Raw genomic sequence first — 21,789 nt, forward strand, 5'->3', positions numbered from 1 at the left:
ATTTTTAATTTTTGGCTGAGGTTTTAATTGCAGGCAGACTTATAATAATATCATTTGTTAGCGGTGGGTGCAAGATAAAAGCCGACTATTATTGCAGGATTGAGAGTTTTGGACTCGGAAAACTCGATTCGGAGCCATCTAGCGCTAACCAAAGCACCTGCGCGTATTGAGCGCACTCAAACCAAGGCAGAATGAAAGTTAAATAGCCGATCGCCACTGCTGATAAATCGGTATTTAGCGACACGATCGCGCATTTCAAGCAATATCCCCACAAAGCAACAGCAGCGATTAGTCCCAGAATGCCTGTAGAAATAGCAGTATCTAAAATCCAATTGTGAGCTTTATAACTCGGTATTTTTTCAGTGCGAACCTGTCCGTTTGGGGCAATATAATCATAAGAAAACTGACCTAAATTCACAATTTCAGGAACCTTATTGGGAGTGGCGACGAAAGGATATGCGATGCCAAATCCGTTAAAACCCCAGCCAAAGAGAGGTCGTTTTTGAATCCCGCGCACGGAAATTTCCCACAAGGGCGATCGGCTGGACATTACTTGTGCCACAGATACCCGATTCCAGTCCAGAGGTTAGCGTAAAAGTCATCGCACTAATGGCCACAAAGCCGATCGCAAGAGCGGGAATTAATTGTTTGTAATATTGCCGTCCCAATAAGTAAAATATTGCTATTATTAAAGATAAAACTGCTGTGCGAGTGTTGGTAAATAGCAAAGCGGGGAGAATGAGAAATAAAGCGAGAGTGGCAGTGCGATCGCTAATTAATTTCCGCTTCCAACCTACCGCACAAATAACGGCTGTCAAAGTCAATACTATAGCTGCGTGACCGCGATGGGAGAAAAGTGCGATCGGCTGCTGTCCTCGAAAAATCGTACTAGCCAAAACATCATTTGCGACCAACTGACCGTTCGTTGCTGTATAATCAATTTGCCAGTTGACAACTTGCGGAAAAACGCTAACAGCTACAACCGCACCTCCTATCAGCAAACCCCGTATTTGACAGCAAAACAATTCTGGATGCAGTTTTAACAGCAGCCTATTGGTGAGGCTAAAAATAGAAATTAACAGCCAGTACAGCCAGCCGTCTCCCATTTGGTCTTGTCCCCAAAAAGAACGCTCCGGGAAAGGACTGTTGAGGGTAGAAATCGCTCCCACCGTCAAAAACACTCCCCACAAAATCAGGCAGACTTTCCACTGCCGGGAAAAAGTTAAAAGTTTCCTTTCTTCCCATAAAAATGATAAATTTGAAAGCACAATCAGCAGGACAACAAAAACTTTAGGTTGCGTCCAAATTTCGCCGCGGCTGCCTCCCCAAGGGTTGATGAGAATGAGACTGAAAGCATATAGCAAAGTGTAAATATTTTTCATATGAAATATAGTTGTGTAATTGCGAGCTTTGTGTCAGTGCCAGCGAATCGAAGCAATCGCAGCATCTTCAGTTCATTCGATAGTGATTCCTGTAGGGGCGGGTTCACCAACAATATCTGCTAATAATTGACAATCTCAAAAACCCGCCCCTGTCTGGATATTAGGCTCATTCGATAGTGATTCCTGTAGGGGCGGGTTCACCAACAATACCGGCTAATAATTGACAATCTCAAAAACCCGCCCCTGTCTGGATATTAGGGTCTATAAAAATTAACCAGCCTGTCGCTTTTTCCGCAAAATATGCCGCATCCCAGCGAACCATAACACCATTCCCTTAGCCGCCACAATACTTCCAGGTTCCGGTACAGATTCCGCATCAATTGGCTTGGAAATTTGCCGCATCTTGAAACTTCCTTCCCGTTCCTTAAAAGCTAATTGAATTGGAAATGCTGTTTCTGCTGTCTCACCAAATAATGAATCAATCCCAGTGATTCTAAACTTGTCTACTGGATAACCCAACAAAGAAACAAAGTCTAATTTATCTCCCGGACTGAAATTACCGAGTATCGAATCTCCTACTGCAACAGTAAATTCCTGGTCATCGCCCGCAGGAAAATCGAGAATTTCAGTAAATAAAGTGTCTTCCAGAGATTGGAATTCAAAGCCGTAAGTAGTTGGAGGGTCAAACCAGCGGCAGCCGGGAACTTTGTTGAAGACTTGCCAGCCATTTTGGATAGAATTGGGAAGGATGGGGTTTTGCTGTGTCAGGCCGCGCATTTCTTTTCCGAATCCGCCGCCGCCGCTACTTGCTACGCTAAAATCTGGCGAGTCTTGTGGGTCGTAAACATCAACAAAAAGCTCGTAATTGCCTGTGTCTTGACCGCGAGCACCTCCACCAGCAGCACCGACATTGAGGTTGATATTGCCACTGCTGCCCACAGTACCAGTTAGTGCGGAGGCAAAGCCATTTCCTACACGGCTACTGTCGTCGTCAAATCCTAGCTGAAAACCCGAGTCATTATCAGTGCTTAAGAATGTGTTGGGGTTGCAGCGATTGGATGGGAGGTCGTTGTTTGTCCAGGCTATATATTTTGAACCAGGGGTAAGGTCAGAGAGGTTAAAACGATCTAGTTCAAAACCGGAGGCGAGGCTGTCGGAAAACTTTTTAGAGGTTTGAGGACGAATTACTTCGTTTCTCCAACCCCATCTAATTCCGTTGTAAATGGTGACTTCTCTTGGCTCGGTTGCTGGCCGTAAAATCTCCTCAACTAGGTAGACTTCTGCGTCAAAGTAATTATTTCTTTGAGCTGCGAGTTCACCCGGAGAATAAGGTCTGTCTATAAAAAAGCTTTCGCCCGCCATACCAGTAGTATCGTAGTAAGGATCGTCGCTTCTAAATCCATTGTCAATGAAGGGAATATGGGGTATAAAACCATCAACGCCGTCGCCATAGTTTGCTCGTACCATTTGAATCCAGTGGAGTTGTTTACCTTCTTGTCCAGGTTGAGGATCGGTAGGTGCTGGATGGTACTTTAAATAAAAAGTAGCGCCCACTCCATTGCTTCGTGGATCTCGCTCTCCTGGGTTTTCAATACCGCACAGAACTTCATAACCGCAAGCGAGATAATTGACGATCTCAAAATTACCTCTTAATTCTTGTTGTGCAGTCTGAAAATTCCAACCCCCAATACCTTTTTCAGAGCTCAAAGCCCACAGATTAAGTGTTGCAGAAAATAGCCATGTTCCTCCTTGGGGGATAGGTTCTGTCCATAATGTTGTATCTACCTCCGTCACGCCTTCCATCGGGTTTTCTAAATCACCTATATTGTAGCGTGAAACTGGTCTCCAGTTTGAAGTAGCACCGGGTTTTGGAGGTATAATATTAAATGCAAAACTTGCCAGACCCGTCAGCATGACTGTCAAGGCAGACGTAAATCCAGCTAGCAAATATTGTCTTAAACGCATTTTTCGTAGCTCCTCTAACATTAATTTACCAAACAAAGCAATTTAAGTTTTTTGAAAACCGACTGAAATGGCAAGGATTATTTAACTTCGGTTCATAAATTTACTAGGTGTAAGTCCACAAAAGGCATCGCTATCCAACCAGTCCAGACTTTTTCTAATACCTGTTCTTTGATGTTAGTTGCTCTTGGTGCGCCAATGTGGTATCTAAGTCCAAGATGATATGTACCGGGCTTGAGGTCATAAAAATAATAGAAGCCTCCAGCTTGGTTGGGAATTGCGAGTAGAAGCTGATTCCAATGCCAGGAAAGCCTTCCATCTAAAACAAATAAGGCACTATCTCTTGGTGGAGCTAAGTAATAGTTTGGCCCTTTACCTACCCAGGTTCTCATGAGGTCGCTCCTCCATTTTATTTCTTTACCGTCGTCACCTATTAGTGTTAAGTCAAGGGAATCTAATTGCTGAAAGCGAAAAGCGGTTGATGTATTGTTAGTAGCCCGGATACCTAGCTTCACAGCAGTCCGAGCACCAGGCAGATTAGGAGGGATAATTAACACGGACTCCGGCATCTCTGTTTTGAACTGAATGCCATCCACTTCAATTGCACTACTATCAGTCGATAGGGGCATAACTAGGCGAAGATTCACAAAAGGGCTTGCCAACAGCCCCGATCCCGTTTCTTGTGCAGTTCTTGCTGCTTTGGTATCTGACTCGGAAACAGGTGTGGTATTGCAATCGGTATTCAAGACGAATCGGAGCTGATAGGTTTCTTCGGGGATTACCTCGAAATACCAGCAATTGTTATGGTCTATCGAACTTCGAGAATTGTCAGGAATAGTAGGAACTTTAAGTACAAGCAAGTTATTATCCCAATAAAGCAATGCGGTTAGAAAAATAATTCTTGGAAGTTCTGGTTTGATTTCCCACCAATCAAAATTTCTCGTCTCGTTGTGTTCGATCGCAGGGGCTAAGTTGGGTCTTAAACCAGCTAACCCGCTCGTTGCTTCTCGATCGAAAGGTCTGTTTGGGTGAGTGCTAGCTGCAAGACAATCAATATCTCGAAGTCTTTGTCTTGTTTGATTATCAGATGTCCAAACCTCTGGAATAAAGGTTTGGGATGGGTTGACGCGAAAAGAAGTTGAAGTGTTGTTGATAATACGCAGCGTCACTTGGATAGAAGTATGGGAGCCAAGCAGATTTTTGGGGATGGGAAAGACTAAGGTAGGATAAAACCTTGGACTTGGATTCGTGACTTCTATGAATATGCCGTTTGCTTCAACGGCATTGTTGTCAAAAGATTCTCTGCAGCCATCACCTTCACTAGATGTCATGTTTGTTATCCTCCTATTATGCTAATAGCTGCGATCGATCTCTAGCTTTTTGTAGTCGCAGCGATCGACCATTTTGTCCTACCATTTCTGGAATCAATGTAATGAATGTTGTTAGTGTTGGTAGACAACACTTGTGAGGTAACTTCTGTTCAGGATGAGACTATGCAGAATTTGACAAATGGTGTAATAACCCTACCAGTCCATAATCTTTCTAATAATGTTGGCTTTGTCCCTTCTTGGCCTCGATCGTTTATTCTATCAACCTCGTTTTCATTTCTGTAGATAAATCGAACATGATATTCTCCCGGATTGAGAATGTCAAAATTCCAATAGCCACCCGTGCCTTTGGCAATGCTAATTTTTAACTGGTGCACACGCTTAGACCAGATGAGCCTTGCATTTGGAAAGAAGGTAATGCTTTCTTCAGGCATAGCTAACAGAAAATATGACTCTTTAGGTTTTAGGCGTCTAATGCGAAGGAAAATGCTGGGTAGTAATTGACTGTCCGCACCCATAAGTTCTGGAGTTAATCTGCCATAGGAACTGAAACGAAACGGCATAGGTGTGTTGTTGGTAATGCGAATACCCAACTGCACAGGGATATCCATATTGCCATCGGGGCTGAGTGGTTCCACTGGAATACTGAACGTGCGCTGTGGCATTAAAGTTTCAAATTGGACACCATCCACTTCGATTACACTCTTCTCAAAAGATTCTCCTGATGTCATATTTGCTACCCTCTTTCTTCCAAAAAAGCTAGTTGAATAGGAAAAGCTGTTTCTACTATTGCGCCAACTAAATCATCAATGCCAGTAATTGTAAAGTAGTCAACTGGGTTCCCTTTGACTGTATATATGAGGACAAATCTATTAATCTTGTAACCGTAAAAATACCGAACTTTTTTAGACCAATTTTCCCTACTACTAGCAGTAGAACGGCTCTCCCGGATGCTTGGTGCAAAAAGTAGCGATAGATACAATCTACCGCAGTTTTTTACCATCTTGCCCTAGAATCTGTAACGTTGTATTTAACTATTAGAAGCGCAACGAGGATGCCGTTTTATTCGTAATCTGAAGAGCGAGTTTTACAGGAGTTGCAGCATTGGGCTTATTTGAGGGGATTGTCAAGACAGGCTCTGGCATGAAAATTTCAAGATGTTAGAACCCCGACTTCTCTAAGAAGTCGGGGTTCTGAGTATTTTGTTTTTTGAACTCCGTCTGCTGGTTACTTGCTCAGCCGCTTGTAAACAGTAGCCAAAGCATGGCTATCCCCCACATTTCCCGGAAACAAAACCACTGGTAAATTGGGAAACAGAGGATGATTAGCCTCGGTTTTCACCACCGAACAACCTGCGATAATTTGACCGATTTGCCTGACACTTTTGAGCGACAAACCTGTACTCAAAACATCATTAGAAGTAATGCCGCCCTTGCTAATCAAAAACCCGATATCCGCAGGCAGTCCCCGCACGATATCCATCAATAAAGCAGAAACCGCCTCTCCAAATTTTAACCGGACTTCGGTATTTTCAAATTCGAGTTCCTTGCGGCTGGTATAAATTACAGGCGTTTTGCCATCGGCATGAGAATTGCGGGCTTTTTCGATAATTTCATCGAGCAGTTGGGTGCGATACTCTGGTGAATCTTCTAACAAGTGAGATACATCTATTTCAATGCTAACTATATTGGGTTCTTTTAACAAGCGCTCCAATTGTTCAGTAGTTTTCTTAACGTGGGAACCAACTATTACTGCACCGGGTTTGCCATCCCTCACATATTTTGCCATTTCGTCGGCTGCTACTGGCTGCGGGCCGAGGTCAGCTAAGGATGTTAAAATACTCGCCGCGCTGCGGAATAAAAACTTTTTGCCTTGACTGACTGCATTGAGAATGTGTTTGGCAAATGTGTCTAAATCGCCTTGGCTTTGGCCGTCAACAACCGCACATTGGTTGTCTGTCATATCCATCAGTCGATCTAAACTTCCGTAGCGAATGTCTCCGAGTAAAATGCGATCGACTGCATCAGCAGGGATGCGACCTTTGGTTTTTTCTTCTACATAGTCTGGCAGGTAACTGTGACTGTAGCCGAAGACTGAATCTTTGGCAAATTCGGTTTCGTGTACTGGTGTCGGGACGCTGTTAACTATTAGGTAGTGCACGCTGTGGCGGGTAATTCGACCTCCTTCAAAAAAGGCGGGAATTAGAAAATGGGCGTCGAAGGGACCAAGTTCTTCAGCGATCGCGTCGGTTTCGATGGGATAGTGGCCGCGCAGGGTAGAATCGGAACGGCTAACTATTAGGAAGTCTTCGATTTTTTCGCTGGCGATCGCCCTTTTTAGATTTTGGCACACTTCGCGGGTGACGGAGGCTGCTTTTTCGGGAGTTAGCGATCGAGTATTTGTCAGTATGAAGAAAATCGGGCACTTGTCCCGCAGCCCCAAACGCAGGGTGTCTTCGTCCCAACGTGTCAGCAGCAAGCAACTGTGCACGGTTTGAGAACCTGTCGGATCGTCGTCGAGAACTATAATCTTGGGTTTGGCAGAAGACATACTGACCTGGTTGTTAACGTCACCTTTCCAAGATATCCTTACCTGTTACGTAATAGGTAAAAATTTACAATAATTATGATATTTTTTCAACAATTCTCCTAATTCATAATTTTAAAAATGTCTTTGAGTTCGAGTGGAACAGGCATCCTGCCTGTTGCGGTTCAGCAAGCTGCATATTGCTACTGCGTAAGAGGCGCACGCAGCCGTGCACGCTACTTACTTTTGCCATTTTTAAAATTAGCAGCGTTTCGCTCTTGCAACTTTTTCATTTCTGCTTGAACTCCCACGGCTACCTGCAAAGCTTCGTTGAGTAATCGTCCCGGCTGGCTCGATCTATCGCTAATTTGCAGGGCATTCAAAGTTCTCAAATTATTGGCAAACAATTCGGAGTTAGTAGCGACAAATTTTTTGTTTTCCCTGAGAATTCTTTCGGTTTTCAAAGCTCGAACTAAATCGTCTCTGATTAGCTGCAAGGCTTGAATGACTTTTGCCCGATCGCCGATTTTGACTCCCGCATTGCCAGCATCTTCTATCCGATCATTAATGGCGATCGCTTCGATTATACCATTATAGCGATCCACATCATCAAAAAGATTGATTAAATCTTTGTTTTGCCGACTGCACCGAATTTTCCACGCATCCTCAAGGATTAAACCGAGTATCGCAACCAAGTGGAGGGCGAACCACAACAAATAAGCTCTAGGAAATATCGCAACCAGCAGCCAACAACTGATTAGAAGCAAAACAATTAAACCGACAGTTTTCAAAGCTTCGCGGGCAAACTTAGTCGCTGTCGGCGGGCGGTATACGCGATCGGGCCCCGCGCCTGTGAGGTGCTTGAGCTCACCGACAGTAATTTCTAATCCCTGAATGTCAGCTCGCATAAATCTTCACAAATATTTCTTAATTATAAAGTTTTGTAGTAGAACAAGGGGCTCGTCTACAATAAACCTAACACTTTTTTCACCCAAAACTGCACTATGTCCGCACGTCCTATATACCTCGACAACCACGCCACAACCCCCGTAGATCCAAGGGTACTTGATGCGATGCTGCCGTATTTCACCGAACAATTCGGCAACGCAGCCAGCATCAACCACGTCTACGGCTGGGAAGCAGAAGCAGCAGTAAAACAGTCACGACAAATCATAGCAGAAGCGATCAATGCTTCTCCAGAAGAAATTGTTTTTACCAGTGGCGCCAGCGAAGCAAATAACTTAGCGATCAAAGGCATCGCCGAAGCTTATTTCAGTAAAGGAAAGCACATTATCACAGTAAAAACCGAACATAATGCAATTCTAGACCCCTGTACCTATTTGCAAAAATTGGGGTTTGACATTACTGTTTTACCAGTGAAAAGCGACGGGCTGATTGATATAGGCGATTTGATCAAAGCGATTCGCGCCGAGACAATTTTAGTTTCAGTGATGACGGCAAATAATGAGATTGGCGTCATCCAGCCGATCGCAGAAATTGCAGCAATTTGTCGGGGAAATGACATTCTTTTTCACACAGATGCGGCACAGGCGATCGGCAAAATTCCCCTCGACGTAGAGGAGATGAATATCGATCTAATGTCCTTGACAGCCCACAAAATCTACGGGCCAAAAGGCATCGGTGCTCTCTACGTGCGCCGCAACAAACCGAGAGTGCAGCTAGCGCCGCAAATGCACGGAGGAGGCCACGAAAGGGGAATGCGATCGGGAACTCTCTACCCACCGCAAATAGTTGGGTTTGCCAAAGCAGTAGAATTGGCAATTGCGGAAATGGAGTCGGAAACAGAACGAGTGGTTAATTTGCGGCAGCGTTTGTGGGAAAACTTGAGTGAATTGGGCGATGTTTTTCTCAACGGTCATGCTACTAAGAGATTGCCGGGGAATCTCAATATTAGTGTAGCCGGGGTTGACGGTCAAGCGTTGATGTTGGGTTTGCAACCGGCGGCGGCAGTTTCTTCGGGATCTGCTTGCACTTCGGCGAAAATATCTCCATCTCATGTTTTAGCAGCGATCGGGCGATCGGACAAATTAGCTTATGCTTCAATTCGGTTCGGTATTGGCCGGTTCAATACCGAAGCAGAAATAGATGCAGTTTCCCAACACGCGATCGCAACTATTCAATCTCTCCGACAAGCTCAAAAAGTAATGAGTTAGAAAGTTGACAGTTGACAGTTGACAGTTGACAGTTGACAGTTGACAGTAATCTGTAGGGTGCGTCGCTATGAGATACTAAATGAAACTTTCAGATTCAAGCGTGGCGACGCACCTTACCATTTGAGATTGGACTGTTCAATATCGTAGATGAGTTAAATTATATAACACCAGATCCCCGACTTCTGCAACCGTTTCCCAGACTTAACATCAAAGCTAATGCTAGAAGTCGGGGATCTACTAAGGATCGCGAATTAAATAATTTACACTCTTGAAAGTGGGGAGTAGGGGTTGGGCTTATAGCCCGCCCTTTCTGGACGGGCGGGACGCCCATCCCACAAGAACCATCACGCATTGTAAGTTATTTAATTCTCATTCCTAAAATCTAAAATCGACTCGCCCCCACCCAAAAACCAAAAAATTAGATAATCTAACATCTAAAATCGACTCGCCCCCACCCAAAAACCAAAAAATTGGATAATCTAAAATCTAAAATCTAAAATCGACTGAGCCGATCGCCCCGGAGATGTAAAACCTATAGGTAGTAGTAGTTTAGATGCTCAAAGGGCGAGGCCCAAATCCCCAAAATATGCTAAAAACTATCAAAAAATGGGTCGATCGAGAACGCCGAGTATTGATTACTGCGAGTGCCGTTGCTAGTACGGTGATTGTAATGCGCTGGTTCGGATTTTTGCAGGTGTGGGAATGGGCTGCTTTCGACCACTTTGTGCGCTGGCGGCCGGCCGAACCCATTGACTCGCGCATCGTCATTGTAGAAATTAAGGAAGCTGACTTGCAAAAATACGGCTACCCAATTTCGGATGCTGCCTTGGCCCAATTGCTGCAAAAATTGCACGCTGGCAAGCCGCGGGCGATCGGCCTCGACATTTACCGAGATTTGCCAACTCAACCGGGTAACGCCGAATTGCTCAAAACTTTTAAAACTATTCCCAACTTAATCGGCATTGAGTTGATGCCAGACGAAACTAGGTTAGGAGTTCGCCCGCCTCCGGTACTTGACAAGCTCGATCGAATCGGTTTCAACAACGTTGTCATCGACGCTGACTCAAAAGTGCGGCGAACTTTGCTCTACGCTTGGCCCGGAGACGGCAAAACTCATCAAAGTTTCGCACTCAGACTGGCTTTGCTTTACCTCAAAAGCGAAGGGATTTCCCCTCAACGAGCCAGAGTCAATCCTAAATACTTGCAGTTAGGCAAGGGGGTTTTTCGGCCTTTTCAACCGAATGACGGTGCTTACGTTCGATCGGACAGCCGTGGCTATCAAATTTTGACCAACCTGCGCGGCCCGCGAGGCAGTTTTCGCACTGCATCGATGGGCGATGTGCTTTCTGGCAAAGTACCTGCTGATTTTGTACGATCGCGCCTTGTCTTGATCGGCTCAAATGCCCCCAGCCTCAAAGACTTTTACCAAAATTCTTACAGTTCCGGTTGGTTTGGTCCTCCCCAGCAAATACCGGGAGTCGAGCTTCAGGCTCATTTCTTGAGCCAAATTTTGAGTGCCGCTCTCGACGGGCGCGGGGGTATCAATGTCTGGCCAGAGGCTGCGGAGTTGCTGTGGATTTTACTGTGGTCTTGGGCGGGAGCAAATGTGAGTTGGAATTTGCGATCGCTTGGTCGATCGGCTTACTGTTTATTAAGTATCTGTCTAGGGTTGAGTGCGAGTTTATACTTAGCATTTTTAGCAGGTTGGTGGCTACCGTTAATTCCTCCAATCCTCAGTCTTGTGGGTTCTGGCGCCGCAGTTGTGGGTTATCTGGCTCACTTGCAAGAAGAATTAAAACGGTCTAAAGAATTTTTACAATCGCTAATCGATACAATTCCCGACCCCATTTTTGTCAAAGATCGAAATCACCGCTGCATAGTTTTGAATCAGGCATATTGTCGGTTTATTGGCTATCCTTTAGAGATTTTAACTTGCCGAACAGATTACGAATTATTTCCCCAAGCTGAAGCCGAGATATTTTGGCAGCAAAACGAATTAGTATTTCAAACTCACCAGCCGCGAGAAAATGAAGAATATTTTACTGACGCTCACGGAATTACGCATCTGATTGCGACTAAAAGATCCCTGCATAAAGATGCTGCAGGCAACCTATTTTTAGTCGGAGCAATCAGAGATATTACGGAGCGCCAACTTCGTGCAAAAGCCCTAGAACAAAAAAACGCTGAACTCAGCCACCAAGCTTATCACGATCCTCTTACCGGTTTGCCCAACCGCCAAATGTTCTACGAATGCTTGCATCGGTCTCTAGAAATAGCCTCCAGCAATCAGGAATTGGTAGCTTTACTGTTTTTAGATTTAGATGGATTTAAGTCAATCAACGACACTCTCGGACACCATGTGGGCGATTTACTCTTAAAAACAGTTGCCAGTCGGCTCAAAAAATGCTTGCGTGGCAGTGATACAATCTCGCGGTTGGGCGGCGACGAGTTCACAGTCATTTTGCCCGCAATTCCCGGTCGCGAGGATGCTGCGAAAGTAGCTGAAAAAATTTGCGATGCCATGATGCAGCCTTTTATTTTAGAAGAACATACAGTTTCTGTAACTACAAGTATTGGCATTAGTTTATATCCCATTGACGGTCAAGAGCCAGAGATTTTAGTTAAGAATGCCGATGTTGCGATGTATCGTGCTAAGGAACGCGGGAAAAATCAATATCACTTTTATTAATTAAGATTAGTTAAAAACATAATACAACTGTAGGTAAAGTCCCCACCCCGATATTGATAACTCATTTGTAATTATTCAATTGTTTTATCTAAAATCTCAATTATTTCAGACAAAATTTGAGCAATTTTTAGACCTCAAACCCTAATTGGGCCGTGAGGGAGATATTATTTCAGGTTTTCCCTGTGCAGCTACAGCGTATTCCAGGTTTATGAAGTACGCACTCCTAACCGGGTTTCTTTACAGTTCTCGCATCATTACTGATTCTGTTGCTCGAAACCCGGTCGATCGCGATCTACATCTACATGGAATATGCTGTAACTTCAAAAAACTAGCTCGCTCCTTAAACTGTAAACCATCTAAGCTTTTTGAAACTGTTCAAAAAAATGTCCAAAGTAGTGAAATCTCAAATTACGTAACTTAAAATTTTCTAATTTGTCATCTGTCATTAGATAGATTTAGCCAAATATAAAACTTATGAGAGCAACTTGCCGTGTCATCTAAATGTTACAAAATATTAAAAAAAATCACAGCCTGAAACCAAATTCCAATCGCCAAAAAGCCTTAATGTAAAAAAAATTATGTAAACTTACGAAAGTTAATTAAAGTAAATGTAAAGATATCAGTGGAAATACGGAAATTGATAGATATAATAGGTGGTACAGACGTGGATCTATTGCGATGATTTGAATAAGGCTGTGAATACTATGCGTACTTTGATTCAGCTCACAACAACGGCAACCCTGGCGGCCTGCCTGCAAGTGAATATAGTCGGCACCGCAAATGCGGCCCGATTTGCCAGCAACTCAACTAGCAACTTAACAAAAACCCGTAGCGCGGGCCAGATCCCGACGCCATCGACCCCCAGAGTTGGGACAGTTACACCAACCTCTAGGTTTGGAAATCCCCAACAATACGAACCAGACCCGAACGGGAACCCTAAAAGTGACGGTACGGGAACGCGCTGACCCCAAATTTTCAATCTTCTATTCGCCCAGATTTGTACCAATTGCAGTAGTGAATTAATGTGTGGGCGCACCAATCCGGATCGGTGAGGGGATAGTCCACTCGGTAATGACCGCCACGGCTTTCAGTGCGAAACGCAGCACTTTTGACAATTAAATAGCCGATATCCAATAAATTCCCAACTTCTCCCCAATTTCGCAAAATTGAGCTATTCTCCGTCTCAGCAGGGGAAAAATCAATAATTTGTCCGGGCCGTAAATTATCAAGCGTTTGACTCAAAGGCAACGAAGCAAATTCTTGCCGCCAAATCTCAAGTTGGACGATCGCACTTTCCAAATCCCGCTGTCCCCGGCAAATTCCCGCACTCTGCCACACCAAATTCGGCAATTCGACGCGCAACTTTTCGATCGCCTCAATGTCCTTTTCAGAAATCGATTTTTCCAAGATTTCCCCCGCCTCGAACTGATCGGCGAATGCCTCGGGCCTTCCACCTTCTAGCTGCAAAAGTCCCATCTGCGCCCCAAAAACCAGACATTCCAGCAGCGAATTGCTCGCCAACCGATTAGCGCCGTGTACCCCCGTGCTCGCAGTTTCTCCCACCGCGTACAAACCCGGAATCGAAGTTTGGTTAAACTTGTCAGCGACAATTCCTCCCATCCAGTAATGGGCCGCAGGCGTCACCGGCACCGGTTCGGAAAAAATATCAATTCCCCAATCAGCGCACACTTGAATAATATTTGGAAACCTGTAGCGCAGTCGATCGACCGCAATCGGGCGCAAATCCAGCCAAACATGAGGTTCCCCCGTCTTCTGCAAGTGGCGGAAAATAGCGCGACTAACAACATCCCTAGGGGCGAGTTCCCCGCTGGGGTGAGAGTCAAAAGCAAAGCGATATCCCTTACTGTCAACCAAATGAGCTCCTTCTCCCCGCACCGCTTCGCTAATGAGAAACCGAGGCGCGCCCGCTGTGCTCAGCGCCGTCGGGTGAAACTGCACAAATTCTAAATCTCGCAGCAGCGCCCCGGCGCGCCACGCAATTGCCACCCCGTCCCCGGTACTTACCGACGGATTGGTCGTTTGAGCAAAAACCTGTCCGCCGCCGCCTGTCGCCAGCACCACGGCTGGGGCCCGCAGCCACTTGACTTGTGAGCCGCAAATCGAGCTAATCCCCTGACAGCGCCCGGTTTCGTCTAGCCACAGACTCAAAGCAAAGGCAGGAGATACGAGTTGAATGTTTTTGCGGCTCAATACTTTTGCTGTCAGCGTACTGATAACGGCTTTGCCCGTAGTGTCGGCGGCGTGGAGAACTCGGCGGCGGGAGTGGGCGGCTTCTAGGGTGAGGGCTAAATCTGGGCCGGTGCGATCGAATGCAACGCCCATTTTCACCAGGGAGTCAATGCAAGCACCAGCTTCCTCGACTAAAAATTTCACCGCATCCAAATCGCAAAGACCGGCTCCCGCAGCCAGTGTATCCTGAACGTGCAGCGCTGCGGAATCTTCAGGGGCGATCGCTGCGGCAATCCCTCCTTGAGCCCAATCGCTGGCAGAAACAGGCAGGGTATTTTTATTGATCAAGCCCACCTGCAAATGTTCTGGCAGGCAAAGTGCCGTGTACAAACCGGCCGCGCCAGCACCTATTACCAATACGTCAAATTTGTCAGTCATAAGTCTGCCGCCAGTCGATTTTAGATTTTAGATTTTAGATTTTAGATTTTAGAATTGAGTCTACAGATGAATCTGGGGACTTGAACTAATGTCACTCAAGGGATTTTAGATTTTAGATTTTAGATTTTAGATTTTAGATTTTAGATGAATCAGGGGAACCCGCTGATTTCAATCTAGCGAATTTTGGTCGGCTTTTGCCGAATGGTGGTTGAAAGTAAGTCTTGATAAATTAAAGGCAGAAGTCATCAGCCTAAGAGAAAAAAAATCTTTTCTTTCGGCCGTTTGCCTTCTGCCCAATGACTTCTGCCTTCAAATGAGGCCCGCTGCTACCTAGTCGTAGAGACCGTTATTCAACCTGGTGTCTCCTTCAATAAAGACTGATTCGACATCAGTTACGGTGAATTTGTCCAAGTTAGCTTGCAGCACTTTTTTCTGAGCTTCCGTCAAACCTGAAATGTTGAGTACGTCCTCAACTTTTTCGTAAGGAGCGTTCTTAATAATTAGTCCAGCTAAAGTGGGATACAACCCTCGATATTGGCGAAAGTCCCGGACGGCGCTGTTGTTCAAATCAAGTTTTTTGCCGTATTCTGTGGCAAGCTTCTCATCGGCGCGATTGGTTCTAGCCGGAGCTTCAACAGCTAGGAGCGAGGATGATGGCAAGACGATACGGCTTAATGACGCCGCGATCGCGCTTTGGTCTCCAGCCCATGCAAAGCAGCCCAGCACTAAGCCCAATACTGCCAATAGACGACCCAATCGTTTCATGAAGTTTTGTCTCCCAATTTCATACACAGCATTTATGTAGAGACTACCATTTTGCTTATGCAGTTTTTCAGACAAATCCGCAGCAGGCAGATATCTGTTATAAAATTTACCTTTAGGTATTGACAAATCTGAGGATATATGATATAATCGGCTTTTTAAGCATCGCAGGCAAGTTTATCAAAGGCACTCCAAATTAAAAACTCGGACTGCCATTTTAAAGGGTTAATTTTTGCCCTGCACCCAATTTTCTAGCTATCGAGAACTCTTTCCTTTGCTTTTGAGAAAAGCGTTCAAGTCAGCATAAGTACCGCCGTAAGCCACGCTGGGATTCTCGTAACCCTTCAAAGAAACAGTGTGCTGCTCGAAAGCGCCCTGGGCCCCCAATTGCGTCAGGTATTTGTAGGTAGTTTGTCCCACAGCGATATCCTTGCCGAGTTGCTTGGTGCAAGATTCCAGGCGAAATGCTGCGTTTACAGTATCTCCCAAGGCGGTATAGTCCGAGCGGTCGCTGCTGCCAGAATTTCCCACCATTGCATAACCGGTATTGATGCCGGCGCCGACTCGCAAAGGAAAAGGCAGGGGGTAACGGCTGCTGAGTTCGTCTGTTGCCTTGTGCAGTTCGCTCAAAGCTTGGCAAATCCGCATCATTTCCTCGCTGCTGACATCGCTGGTTTTGTGGAACCAGACGGCCATGATGGCATCACCGATGTATTTGTCCACCCAACTGCCGTGTTCGCGAATGATCTGTCCTGCTTTGCGGAACCAATTGCCGATAACTTCCGAGAGGAGGGTTTCGTCTAGCTGCCTAGTCAAAACTGTAAAGTCTCGGATGTCCATTACCATGACGCTAATCAGGCTACGCACCGTCAAAGTCGCCGTAAAATCTTCAGAGTCTGTCTCGTGTATTGGCTCGTGTCGGTGGCCAGCGGTTGGGTTGTAGAAGTCCAATTCGGTTTGACCGAAAATAATCCGATCGCCATTTCTGAGAGTGACAGGAATACTGACCCGCCGCCCGTTGACAAAGGAACCATTGCGGCTGCCCAAGTCGATCAGGTAGAACTCTCCTGTCTCCATTTGCTGTAACATCGCGTGATTACGGGAAATCCAGCGATCTGTCAGTACAAAATTATTGTCATCGCTCCGCCCTACTGTCCAGCAATTGCTGCCGGAGAGCGGCAAGTAGCGATTGCCGCCTTCTGTGCGAAGTACCATATGTGGATTGGGTTGCACTCGTCACAACAGTCCTAGAAACGACACAAAATTAACCGATTTGAGATTTGAGACTTCAGATTTTAGATTTTTTAGTCCATCGTCGATGCACCTAGCCCCTCCAGGAGTGGTCAACCATAAATTCGATCGAGCGAGCGAAGGTATTTATGATTCCATCTACCAAAGCAGCCCGTAAAAACAGACTGTCTACCAAGATTGTACCTGATAATACTGCCTGCCCCGGAGCGAAGACAACTTTTATTTATTTTGATGGGCCAGAAAAAAGAGGGAAAATGGCTCTCTGGCTAGGCGGCTAGCCTGTACACACAAGTCCGAAATCTTTTAACACCATTCCTGAAACCCAAGTTTCGCATGAATCTCAGAAAGGAAGCTTATTTTCCTGAATTTTAAGTTATTGATTCGGCCAAACGAGAAATCAAGATTTTAGGAAACAGCGTTTCTCCAATATGGGTCAGCGAGCAACTTGTCTGTAGACGGTAGAGCTAGGCGGGGGGTAGGGGGTGTGAGCTGCTAAGCTGTGTTGCATCTAGATTGCCTATGGTATTAGAGAGGGAGAGGGGGAGAAGGGGATCGGGGGAGAGGATTTGACGATTTTTGATCGGGGATCGAAATATACAATTTAAATGCACAACAGCTTATGCAGATCCAGAGTTCTGTGTACTACTCCCTCTGGTGTAAGCTCCCAATTTCAACCGGAACAGCCGATCGTACCGAAGACTTCCTTAATAACTGATTTTCTCAGTATTTTTACTTAATAATCCGAGATTGAGCCACCGCCATCAGCTCGAAATAACCCATGTGACTGTTGAGGCTGCGGAATGGGAGTCATAAATTCACCTAAATTGACCTTTTGTTCCGGATGAACATAGTGAGGTCTAGTAAATTGTATAAGGCTATACCACGACCAAAAGTTTGGTGTGATTGATTACTGCCTTTGCAAGCACAATAAAGACGGTAAAGCACCAGCAATGGCTACCTAATCAATGCTTAAAATCCTACTGAGCGTCGTCATCTAGGTTCGTAATAACTTATTTGTCAAGGTTTGTAATGAGAATCCTCGAAAAATTCTGCATTCATAAGTTAGTAGAATCCCAAGTAAGGCAAACACCAAATGCTATTGCTGCTCTTTTTAGCACCGAGCAAATAACTTATCAAGAATTAAATAATAAAGCTAATCAATTAGCACATTATCTGAAAAGCTTAGGGGTGAATTCAGAAACGCTTATTGGACTATGCGTTGAGCGATCGCTGAATATGTTAATCGGACTCCTGGCAGTCTTAAAAGCCGGTAGTGCTTACGTCCCTCTTGACCCAACTTATCCCGAAGATCGGTTAGCTTTTATGTTGGAAGACTCCCAGCTTCCGATACTAATTACCCAAACCCATCTTCCCAGATCCCTACCTAAAAGCAATGGTATGCGAGTGGTATGTTTAGACTCAGATTGGCAAAAAATTGAGCAATTCAGCCAAGATAATTTAGATAGCGAAGTCTCGCCCGATAAGTGAGCCTATACAATATATACCTCTGGCTCAACGGGTAAACCAAAAGGCGTGCAAATTCTTCATGCTGCTGTAGTCAATCTTCTGCTCTCGATGAAACAAGAACCAGGATTGACAGAGCGAGATGTACTACTAGCAGTCACTACGATATCCTTTGATATTGCTGTTTTAGAACTTTTCTTACCGTTAATAGTTGGTGCTCGCGTTGTGATTGTTAGTCGCGCAGTCGCCATAGATCCAATCAAGTTATCTAAAACAATCACTGAATCGGGCGCTACAGTCATGCAGGCAACTCCTGCAACCTGGAAAATGCTATTAGCCGTTAATTGGCAAGGCGATCGCAATTTAAAAATTCTTTGTGGAGGGGAACCCCTCAATCGACACTTAAGTAGGTAGGCGTAAAAAAACCAAATCATGTTAAGATAAGTAAACACTCAAGATTTGATTTACAAAATCAACAAATATGGGCGCACGTTTAAGAGTATTTCTCAATCAAGAAGAAGACCGAACACTATTTGAATTGAGGACAGCAACAACAGTACCTCAAAAAGTAAAAGATCGAGCACAAATTATTAGATTGAACTCCCAGGGATGTTATGTAGAGGAGATAGCAGCTCATTTTAATTGTAGAGAGCAAACAATTAGAGAAGTAATTCATCGGTGGGTGAAAATGGGTTTGGGAGGATTATGGTCAACCAAAGGCAGAGGGGTCAAAGCCAAATGGAAAGAATCAGACATTGTTCATCTAGAAGAATGTCTCCTCAATGAACCACGCAGATATAATAGTCGTCAACTTGCTCAAAAATTAGAACAGGAACGCGGGGTCAAATTAAGCCCTGACAGATTAAGACGCATCCTCAAAAAAAAAAGATTATTTGGAAACGAACCCGACCAAGCCATAAAGACAAGCAAGACCCATTACAACGCTCGATTAAACAGGCAGATCAAGATATGTTAGAGTTGGCAGCGGCGGCGGGAGAAATCGATCTGAAATATCTGGATGAATCAGGTTTTTGCTTGTGGAGTCCCACTGGATATACCTATTACCCAATTGGAGCGCAAAAACGGCTAGAGCAAACGAAACGAAGGGGGCGAAGACTTAGTATTTTAGGCTTGCTACAGCCGTGTGTCAGTTTCGCGTATGGGTTGGCTGTTGGGAGTTTTAGCAGCAAATCATATATCACTATTATGGAAAATGAAGCAAAACAAGCTGAGGCATGAAATGAAATCAACTGGACGGATCAGAGTGATAATTCAAGATAATGGTCCCATACACAAATCCCTGGATGTCCAACAAAAATGGTCTCAGTGGGAAAGCCAGGGATTGTATATTTTCTTTTTACCTAAATACTGTTCGGAAATGAACAAGATTGAACTGGAATGGCAGCAACTTAAAAATCATGAACTGGTCGGACAAATGTTTGAAGATGAACTAGATATTGCCTACGCAGTAATGGATGGAATTGAAGCGAGAGGACAACGAGGAAATTATACAACTAATCGCTTTAAATTCAGTTCCTCTCCTGGTTGTTAACATTTCTTTACTTACCTTGGTTTTTTTATACCGACCTACTTAGCTAATCAATTGCTAGAGCGAAGTTCCTCCCTTTGGAATATGTACGGGCCGACTGAGACAACTATTTGGTCAACCATTCATCAGGTAGAAGCTGGTGAGGAAACCATACCAATTGGTCGCCCAATTTTAAATACTCAAATTTATCTATTCAAGTATCCACGCCATTCTCACAACGATAATCTTGAGCTTGTTGCTGATGGCTCTGAGGGACAGATTTACATGGGTGGTATGGGAATAGCGAGAGGTTATCTTAACCGTCCAGAGATAACTGAGGAAAGGTTTATTGATGATACTTTTAACACTGAACCGGGCGCTCGTCTTTATAAAACAGGTGACTTAGCTCGTTATCTTCCCGACGGTAATATTGCCATTATTGGGCGCAGTGACTACCAAGTAAAAATTCAGGGACACCGAATTGAATTAAAAGATATTGAAGCAGCCTGCTTCGATATTTCTGCGGTGAAGGATGTGGGAGTCGTTGTTAGTAATGATGCTCAGGGACACGATTACTTAGTTGCTTATGTTGTGCTGAATTCACAAGCATTAAAGCAGAGTTCAGCAGGCTTCCGAGCCATGCTAAAAGAAAAATTGCCGGAGTACATGATTCCTGCGCTTGTGGTCTTTATGGATGCTTTGCCATTAACACCTAATTGTAAAGTAGATCGACAGGCACTACCGGCACCAACTCTGGATAATGTTGAAAATTTTGTTGCTCCACGCACGGAAATAGAGAAACAATTGGTTGAAATTTGGACTTATGTTTTAGGAGTGCAAATTGCAGGGCAAACGCATCATGTCAACAAGCGGGAATTTTACCGTGCTTGTTGCGACTATTATCGATAGCTGTAGTTTATTGAAAAGAGATTTGACTGCCGATAGCGGTGGCTATTCCTCAAAACACTACTACTATTCTCCCGGCAATTTAGATGCGTTTGCCCTGGTGCAAATTGGCATCCATCAAAACTTTTTTGAGTAGGCGGAAAGGCTCTTCAGAACTTGTGGTGATAAGTTTATCTAATCAATTGCTAAAATGTTTAATGGTAAGGATTCAGGTCTGAAAAAGGGGAATGAGCGAGCGGCATAGCCAAGTCACAAGAATGGGCATTCATAGCCTCACGGAAAAAAGCCATTACTGAACGAGCTTGAAAACGACAGGTTTGAATCACACTAAGTAGATTAGCAGTTTCCTCAAATCGTTTCATCGAACGAGATCCGCCCGAAACTTTCCGCTTAGTTACAGAAGGCCGTAGGGAACGTTCGGCTTTATTATTATCCGGAGGAACCGAGGGGTCAGTGAGAAAATACCACCATTGTTCTGCCTTATCCCGTAAGGATTTTAGTAACAGACCTGCGGCATAACCAACTTGGTTCAACCAAGTGGCAAGGGCTTTATTCAATCGTATTTTGAAATCAGTTGCCCAGGAGTCGTAGGTGAGTTGATCCTTCGTGTTTCGCTCCCGACTCATGGGATCTAAAAGCTTCATCAATTAATGACAGAAATATTTGAGCGACTGCTGCATTATTGTTGCCAGGAAGTTCCAACACTTTCTTGAAATGCCGTCGTAAATGGGCTAGACACTTCTGTTGGGCTGCGATATTCCCGCCATTATAAACGCTGAAATCATCTGAGCTTAAAACCCCAGCAAATTCTGTGCCCAGCATGGTTTCTAGTTCCACACGTCACAAAAGTATCTGCGGCATGAAATAAACAGAATCCTTCTCCACTAGCCGTCCATAGCCATTCTTTGACTCCCATGACACACTCTTAGGGTTTCATCTACATGAACGTTTGATTGTAAAGGTGCCCATTCCCACAGTGCTTTGATAGCTGGCTTTACTGCTGCTGCTACTCGTTGATTGGTTTTTTGCAATGTTCCTACTCCCACTTCAATCCTGCCGAGTTCCCACAAAAGCGAGCGTCAGCTTGGAGTAGGAAAGATGCCCATAATTACCTAGCCAGACGCCGGGTGCTTGCAGATTAACACTTAAGTCAAGTCAAGGAACCACTCCCTGATGTGGTTCTCCTCTA

20 protein-coding genes and 2 pseudogenes are annotated in these 21,789 nt (G+C 44.7%); 8 read left to right on the top strand and 14 right to left on the bottom strand.

Features of this window, described 5'->3' with window-relative positions; genetic code table 11:
- Window positions 1-88: 88 nt before the first annotated feature.
- The 8 genes from QUA00_RS07095 to QUA00_RS07130 all read right to left on the bottom strand — a co-directional run bounded on the left by QUA00_RS07095 (window position 89) and on the right by QUA00_RS07130 (window position 8,106).
- A complete protein-coding gene (locus tag QUA00_RS07095; RefSeq protein ID WP_333143896.1) occupies window positions 89-562 on the bottom strand; it encodes an O-antigen ligase family protein in 474 nt (157 codons plus the stop codon).
- Window positions 474-1,382, bottom strand: coding sequence for a hypothetical protein (locus tag QUA00_RS07100; protein ID WP_333409192.1), 909 nt, complete (start codon window positions 1,380-1,382; stop codon window positions 474-476). Before QUA00_RS07100 ends, QUA00_RS07095 begins: the two co-directional genes overlap by 89 nt.
- Window positions 1,383-1,652: 270 nt before the next feature.
- Window positions 1,653-3,347 carry a hypothetical protein gene (locus tag QUA00_RS07105; protein WP_333409193.1) on the bottom strand — a complete coding sequence of 565 codons (1,695 nt, stop codon included), beginning with the start codon at window positions 3,345-3,347 and terminating at the stop codon, window positions 1,653-1,655.
- A 92-nt stretch (window positions 3,348-3,439) separates the two neighbouring features.
- The gene (locus QUA00_RS07110; protein WP_333143899.1) at window positions 3,440-4,675 is read right to left on the bottom strand and encodes a hypothetical protein; all 1,236 of its coding nucleotides are present in this window, start codon (window positions 4,673-4,675) and stop codon (window positions 3,440-3,442) included.
- Window positions 4,676-4,824: 149 nt separating this feature from the next.
- Complete coding sequence (locus tag QUA00_RS07115) at window positions 4,825-5,403, bottom strand: hypothetical protein (protein WP_333143900.1); 579 nt, start codon at window positions 5,401-5,403, stop codon at window positions 4,825-4,827.
- Window positions 5,404-5,408: 5 nt separating this feature from the next.
- Window positions 5,409-5,675, bottom strand: a complete 267-nt coding sequence (locus tag QUA00_RS07120; protein WP_333143901.1) for a hypothetical protein — start codon at window positions 5,673-5,675, stop codon at window positions 5,409-5,411.
- Between the two features lie 224 nt (window positions 5,676-5,899).
- The gene (locus QUA00_RS07125; RefSeq protein ID WP_333143902.1) at window positions 5,900-7,222 is read right to left on the bottom strand and encodes a four-carbon acid sugar kinase family protein; all 1,323 of its coding nucleotides are present in this window, start codon (window positions 7,220-7,222) and stop codon (window positions 5,900-5,902) included.
- A 212-nt stretch (window positions 7,223-7,434) separates the two neighbouring features.
- The gene (locus QUA00_RS07130; RefSeq protein ID WP_333143903.1) at window positions 7,435-8,106 is read right to left on the bottom strand and encodes a hypothetical protein; all 672 of its coding nucleotides are present in this window, start codon (window positions 8,104-8,106) and stop codon (window positions 7,435-7,437) included.
- A gap of 96 nt (window positions 8,107-8,202) precedes the next feature.
- Here QUA00_RS07130 and QUA00_RS07135 point away from each other — a divergent pair, with 96 nt between their 5' ends.
- The 3 genes from QUA00_RS07135 (at window position 8,203) to QUA00_RS07145 (ending at window position 13,026) form a co-directional block, all read left to right on the top strand.
- Complete coding sequence (locus QUA00_RS07135) at window positions 8,203-9,372, top strand: IscS subfamily cysteine desulfurase (protein WP_333143904.1); 1,170 nt, start codon at window positions 8,203-8,205, stop codon at window positions 9,370-9,372.
- Window positions 9,373-9,925: 553 nt separating this feature from the next.
- A complete protein-coding gene (locus QUA00_RS07140; RefSeq protein ID WP_445305722.1) occupies window positions 9,926-12,061 on the top strand; it encodes a CHASE2 domain-containing protein in 2,136 nt (711 codons plus the stop codon).
- 704 nt (window positions 12,062-12,765) lie between these two features.
- A complete protein-coding gene (locus QUA00_RS07145) occupies window positions 12,766-13,026 on the top strand; it encodes a hypothetical protein (protein WP_333144018.1) in 261 nt (86 codons plus the stop codon).
- A gap of 10 nt (window positions 13,027-13,036) precedes the next feature.
- On the opposite strand, the gene nadB is transcribed toward QUA00_RS07145, so the two are convergent.
- The 3 genes from nadB to QUA00_RS07160 all read right to left on the bottom strand — a co-directional run bounded on the left by nadB (window position 13,037) and on the right by QUA00_RS07160 (window position 16,666).
- Window positions 13,037-14,689 (bottom strand): L-aspartate oxidase, encoded by a 1,653-nt coding sequence (gene nadB, locus QUA00_RS07150; protein WP_333409195.1) that lies wholly within the window; start codon window positions 14,687-14,689, stop codon window positions 13,037-13,039.
- A 330-nt stretch (window positions 14,690-15,019) separates the two neighbouring features.
- Window positions 15,020-15,454, bottom strand: a complete 435-nt coding sequence (psbU, locus tag QUA00_RS07155) for a photosystem II complex extrinsic protein PsbU (RefSeq protein ID WP_333144020.1) — start codon at window positions 15,452-15,454, stop codon at window positions 15,020-15,022.
- 252 nt (window positions 15,455-15,706) lie between these two features.
- Window positions 15,707-16,666, bottom strand: coding sequence for an adenylate/guanylate cyclase domain-containing protein (locus tag QUA00_RS07160; protein WP_333144021.1), 960 nt, complete (start codon window positions 16,664-16,666; stop codon window positions 15,707-15,709).
- A gap of 164 nt (window positions 16,667-16,830) precedes the next feature.
- On the opposite strand from QUA00_RS07160, the gene QUA00_RS07165 reads away from it, so the two are divergent.
- The 5 genes and pseudogenes from QUA00_RS07165 to QUA00_RS07185 all read left to right on the top strand — a co-directional run bounded on the left by QUA00_RS07165 (window position 16,831) and on the right by QUA00_RS07185 (window position 20,736).
- The gene (locus tag QUA00_RS07165) at window positions 16,831-16,980 is read left to right on the top strand and encodes a hypothetical protein (RefSeq protein WP_333144022.1); all 150 of its coding nucleotides are present in this window, start codon (window positions 16,831-16,833) and stop codon (window positions 16,978-16,980) included.
- A gap of 751 nt (window positions 16,981-17,731) precedes the next feature.
- A pseudogene (locus QUA00_RS07170) lies at window positions 17,732-18,580 on the top strand (AMP-binding protein).
- A gap of 67 nt (window positions 18,581-18,647) precedes the next feature.
- Window positions 18,648-19,718: pseudogene (locus QUA00_RS07175) on the top strand (IS630 family transposase).
- A 51-nt stretch (window positions 19,719-19,769) separates the two neighbouring features.
- Window positions 19,770-20,603 carry an AMP-binding protein gene (locus tag QUA00_RS07180; RefSeq protein ID WP_333409196.1) on the top strand — a complete coding sequence of 278 codons (834 nt, stop codon included), beginning with the start codon at window positions 19,770-19,772 and terminating at the stop codon, window positions 20,601-20,603.
- Window positions 20,578-20,736 (top strand): hypothetical protein, encoded by a 159-nt coding sequence (locus tag QUA00_RS07185; RefSeq protein ID WP_333409197.1) that lies wholly within the window; start codon window positions 20,578-20,580, stop codon window positions 20,734-20,736. The genes QUA00_RS07180 and QUA00_RS07185 overlap by 26 nt, the downstream gene beginning before the upstream one ends.
- A 58-nt stretch (window positions 20,737-20,794) precedes the next feature.
- Here the strand turns inward: QUA00_RS07185 and QUA00_RS36770 are convergent, their stop codons facing one another.
- The 3 genes from QUA00_RS36770 to QUA00_RS07200 are packed head-to-tail and all read right to left on the bottom strand — an operon-like array spanning window position 20,795 to window position 21,631.
- Window positions 20,795-21,157 (bottom strand): IS66 family transposase, encoded by a 363-nt coding sequence (locus QUA00_RS36770; protein ID WP_445305723.1) that lies wholly within the window; start codon window positions 21,155-21,157, stop codon window positions 20,795-20,797.
- A 13-nt stretch (window positions 21,158-21,170) separates the two neighbouring features.
- Window positions 21,171-21,437 (bottom strand): IS66 family transposase, encoded by a 267-nt coding sequence (locus QUA00_RS07195; protein WP_333409198.1) that lies wholly within the window; start codon window positions 21,435-21,437, stop codon window positions 21,171-21,173.
- A 47-nt stretch (window positions 21,438-21,484) separates the two neighbouring features.
- Window positions 21,485-21,631, bottom strand: a complete 147-nt coding sequence (locus QUA00_RS07200) for a hypothetical protein (RefSeq protein WP_333409199.1) — start codon at window positions 21,629-21,631, stop codon at window positions 21,485-21,487.
- Window positions 21,632-21,789: the final 158 nt, after the last annotated feature.

It is taken from the genome of Microcoleus sp. T2B6 (assembly GCF_036700475.1).
GTDB lineage: Bacteria > Cyanobacteriota > Cyanobacteriia > Cyanobacteriales > Microcoleaceae > Microcoleus.

Bases quoted from the DNA above. Each gene is read 5' to 3' on its own strand.
- QUA00_RS07160 (WP_333144021.1), bottom strand. From the start codon at position 16,666: ATGGTACTTCGCACAGAAGGCGGCAATCGCTACTTGCCGCTCTCCGGC.
- psbU (WP_333144020.1), bottom strand. From the start codon at position 15,454: ATGAAACGATTGGGTCGTCTATTGGCAGTATTGGGCTTAGTGCTGGGC.
- QUA00_RS07110 (WP_333143899.1), bottom strand. From the start codon at position 4,675: ATGACATCTAGTGAAGGTGATGGCTGCAGAGAATCTTTTGACAACAAT.
- QUA00_RS07165 (WP_333144022.1), top strand. From the start codon at position 16,831: ATGATTCCATCTACCAAAGCAGCCCGTAAAAACAGACTGTCTACCAAG.
- QUA00_RS07105 (WP_333409193.1), bottom strand. From the start codon at position 3,347: ATGCGTTTAAGACAATATTTGCTAGCTGGATTTACGTCTGCCTTGACA.
- QUA00_RS07120 (WP_333143901.1), bottom strand. From the start codon at position 5,675: ATGGTAAAAAACTGCGGTAGATTGTATCTATCGCTACTTTTTGCACCA.
- QUA00_RS07115 (WP_333143900.1), bottom strand. From the start codon at position 5,403: ATGACATCAGGAGAATCTTTTGAGAAGAGTGTAATCGAAGTGGATGGT.
- QUA00_RS07130 (WP_333143903.1), bottom strand. From the start codon at position 8,106: ATGCGAGCTGACATTCAGGGATTAGAAATTACTGTCGGTGAGCTCAAG.
- QUA00_RS07145 (WP_333144018.1), top strand. From the start codon at position 12,766: ATGCGTACTTTGATTCAGCTCACAACAACGGCAACCCTGGCGGCCTGC.
- QUA00_RS07100 (WP_333409192.1), bottom strand. From the start codon at position 1,382: ATGAAAAATATTTACACTTTGCTATATGCTTTCAGTCTCATTCTCATC.
- QUA00_RS07125 (WP_333143902.1), bottom strand. From the start codon at position 7,222: ATGTCTTCTGCCAAACCCAAGATTATAGTTCTCGACGACGATCCGACA.
- QUA00_RS07135 (WP_333143904.1), top strand. From the start codon at position 8,203: ATGTCCGCACGTCCTATATACCTCGACAACCACGCCACAACCCCCGTA.
- QUA00_RS07140 (WP_445305722.1), top strand. From the start codon at position 9,926: ATGCTCAAAGGGCGAGGCCCAAATCCCCAAAATATGCTAAAAACTATC.
- nadB (WP_333409195.1), bottom strand. From the start codon at position 14,689: ATGACTGACAAATTTGACGTATTGGTAATAGGTGCTGGCGCGGCCGGT.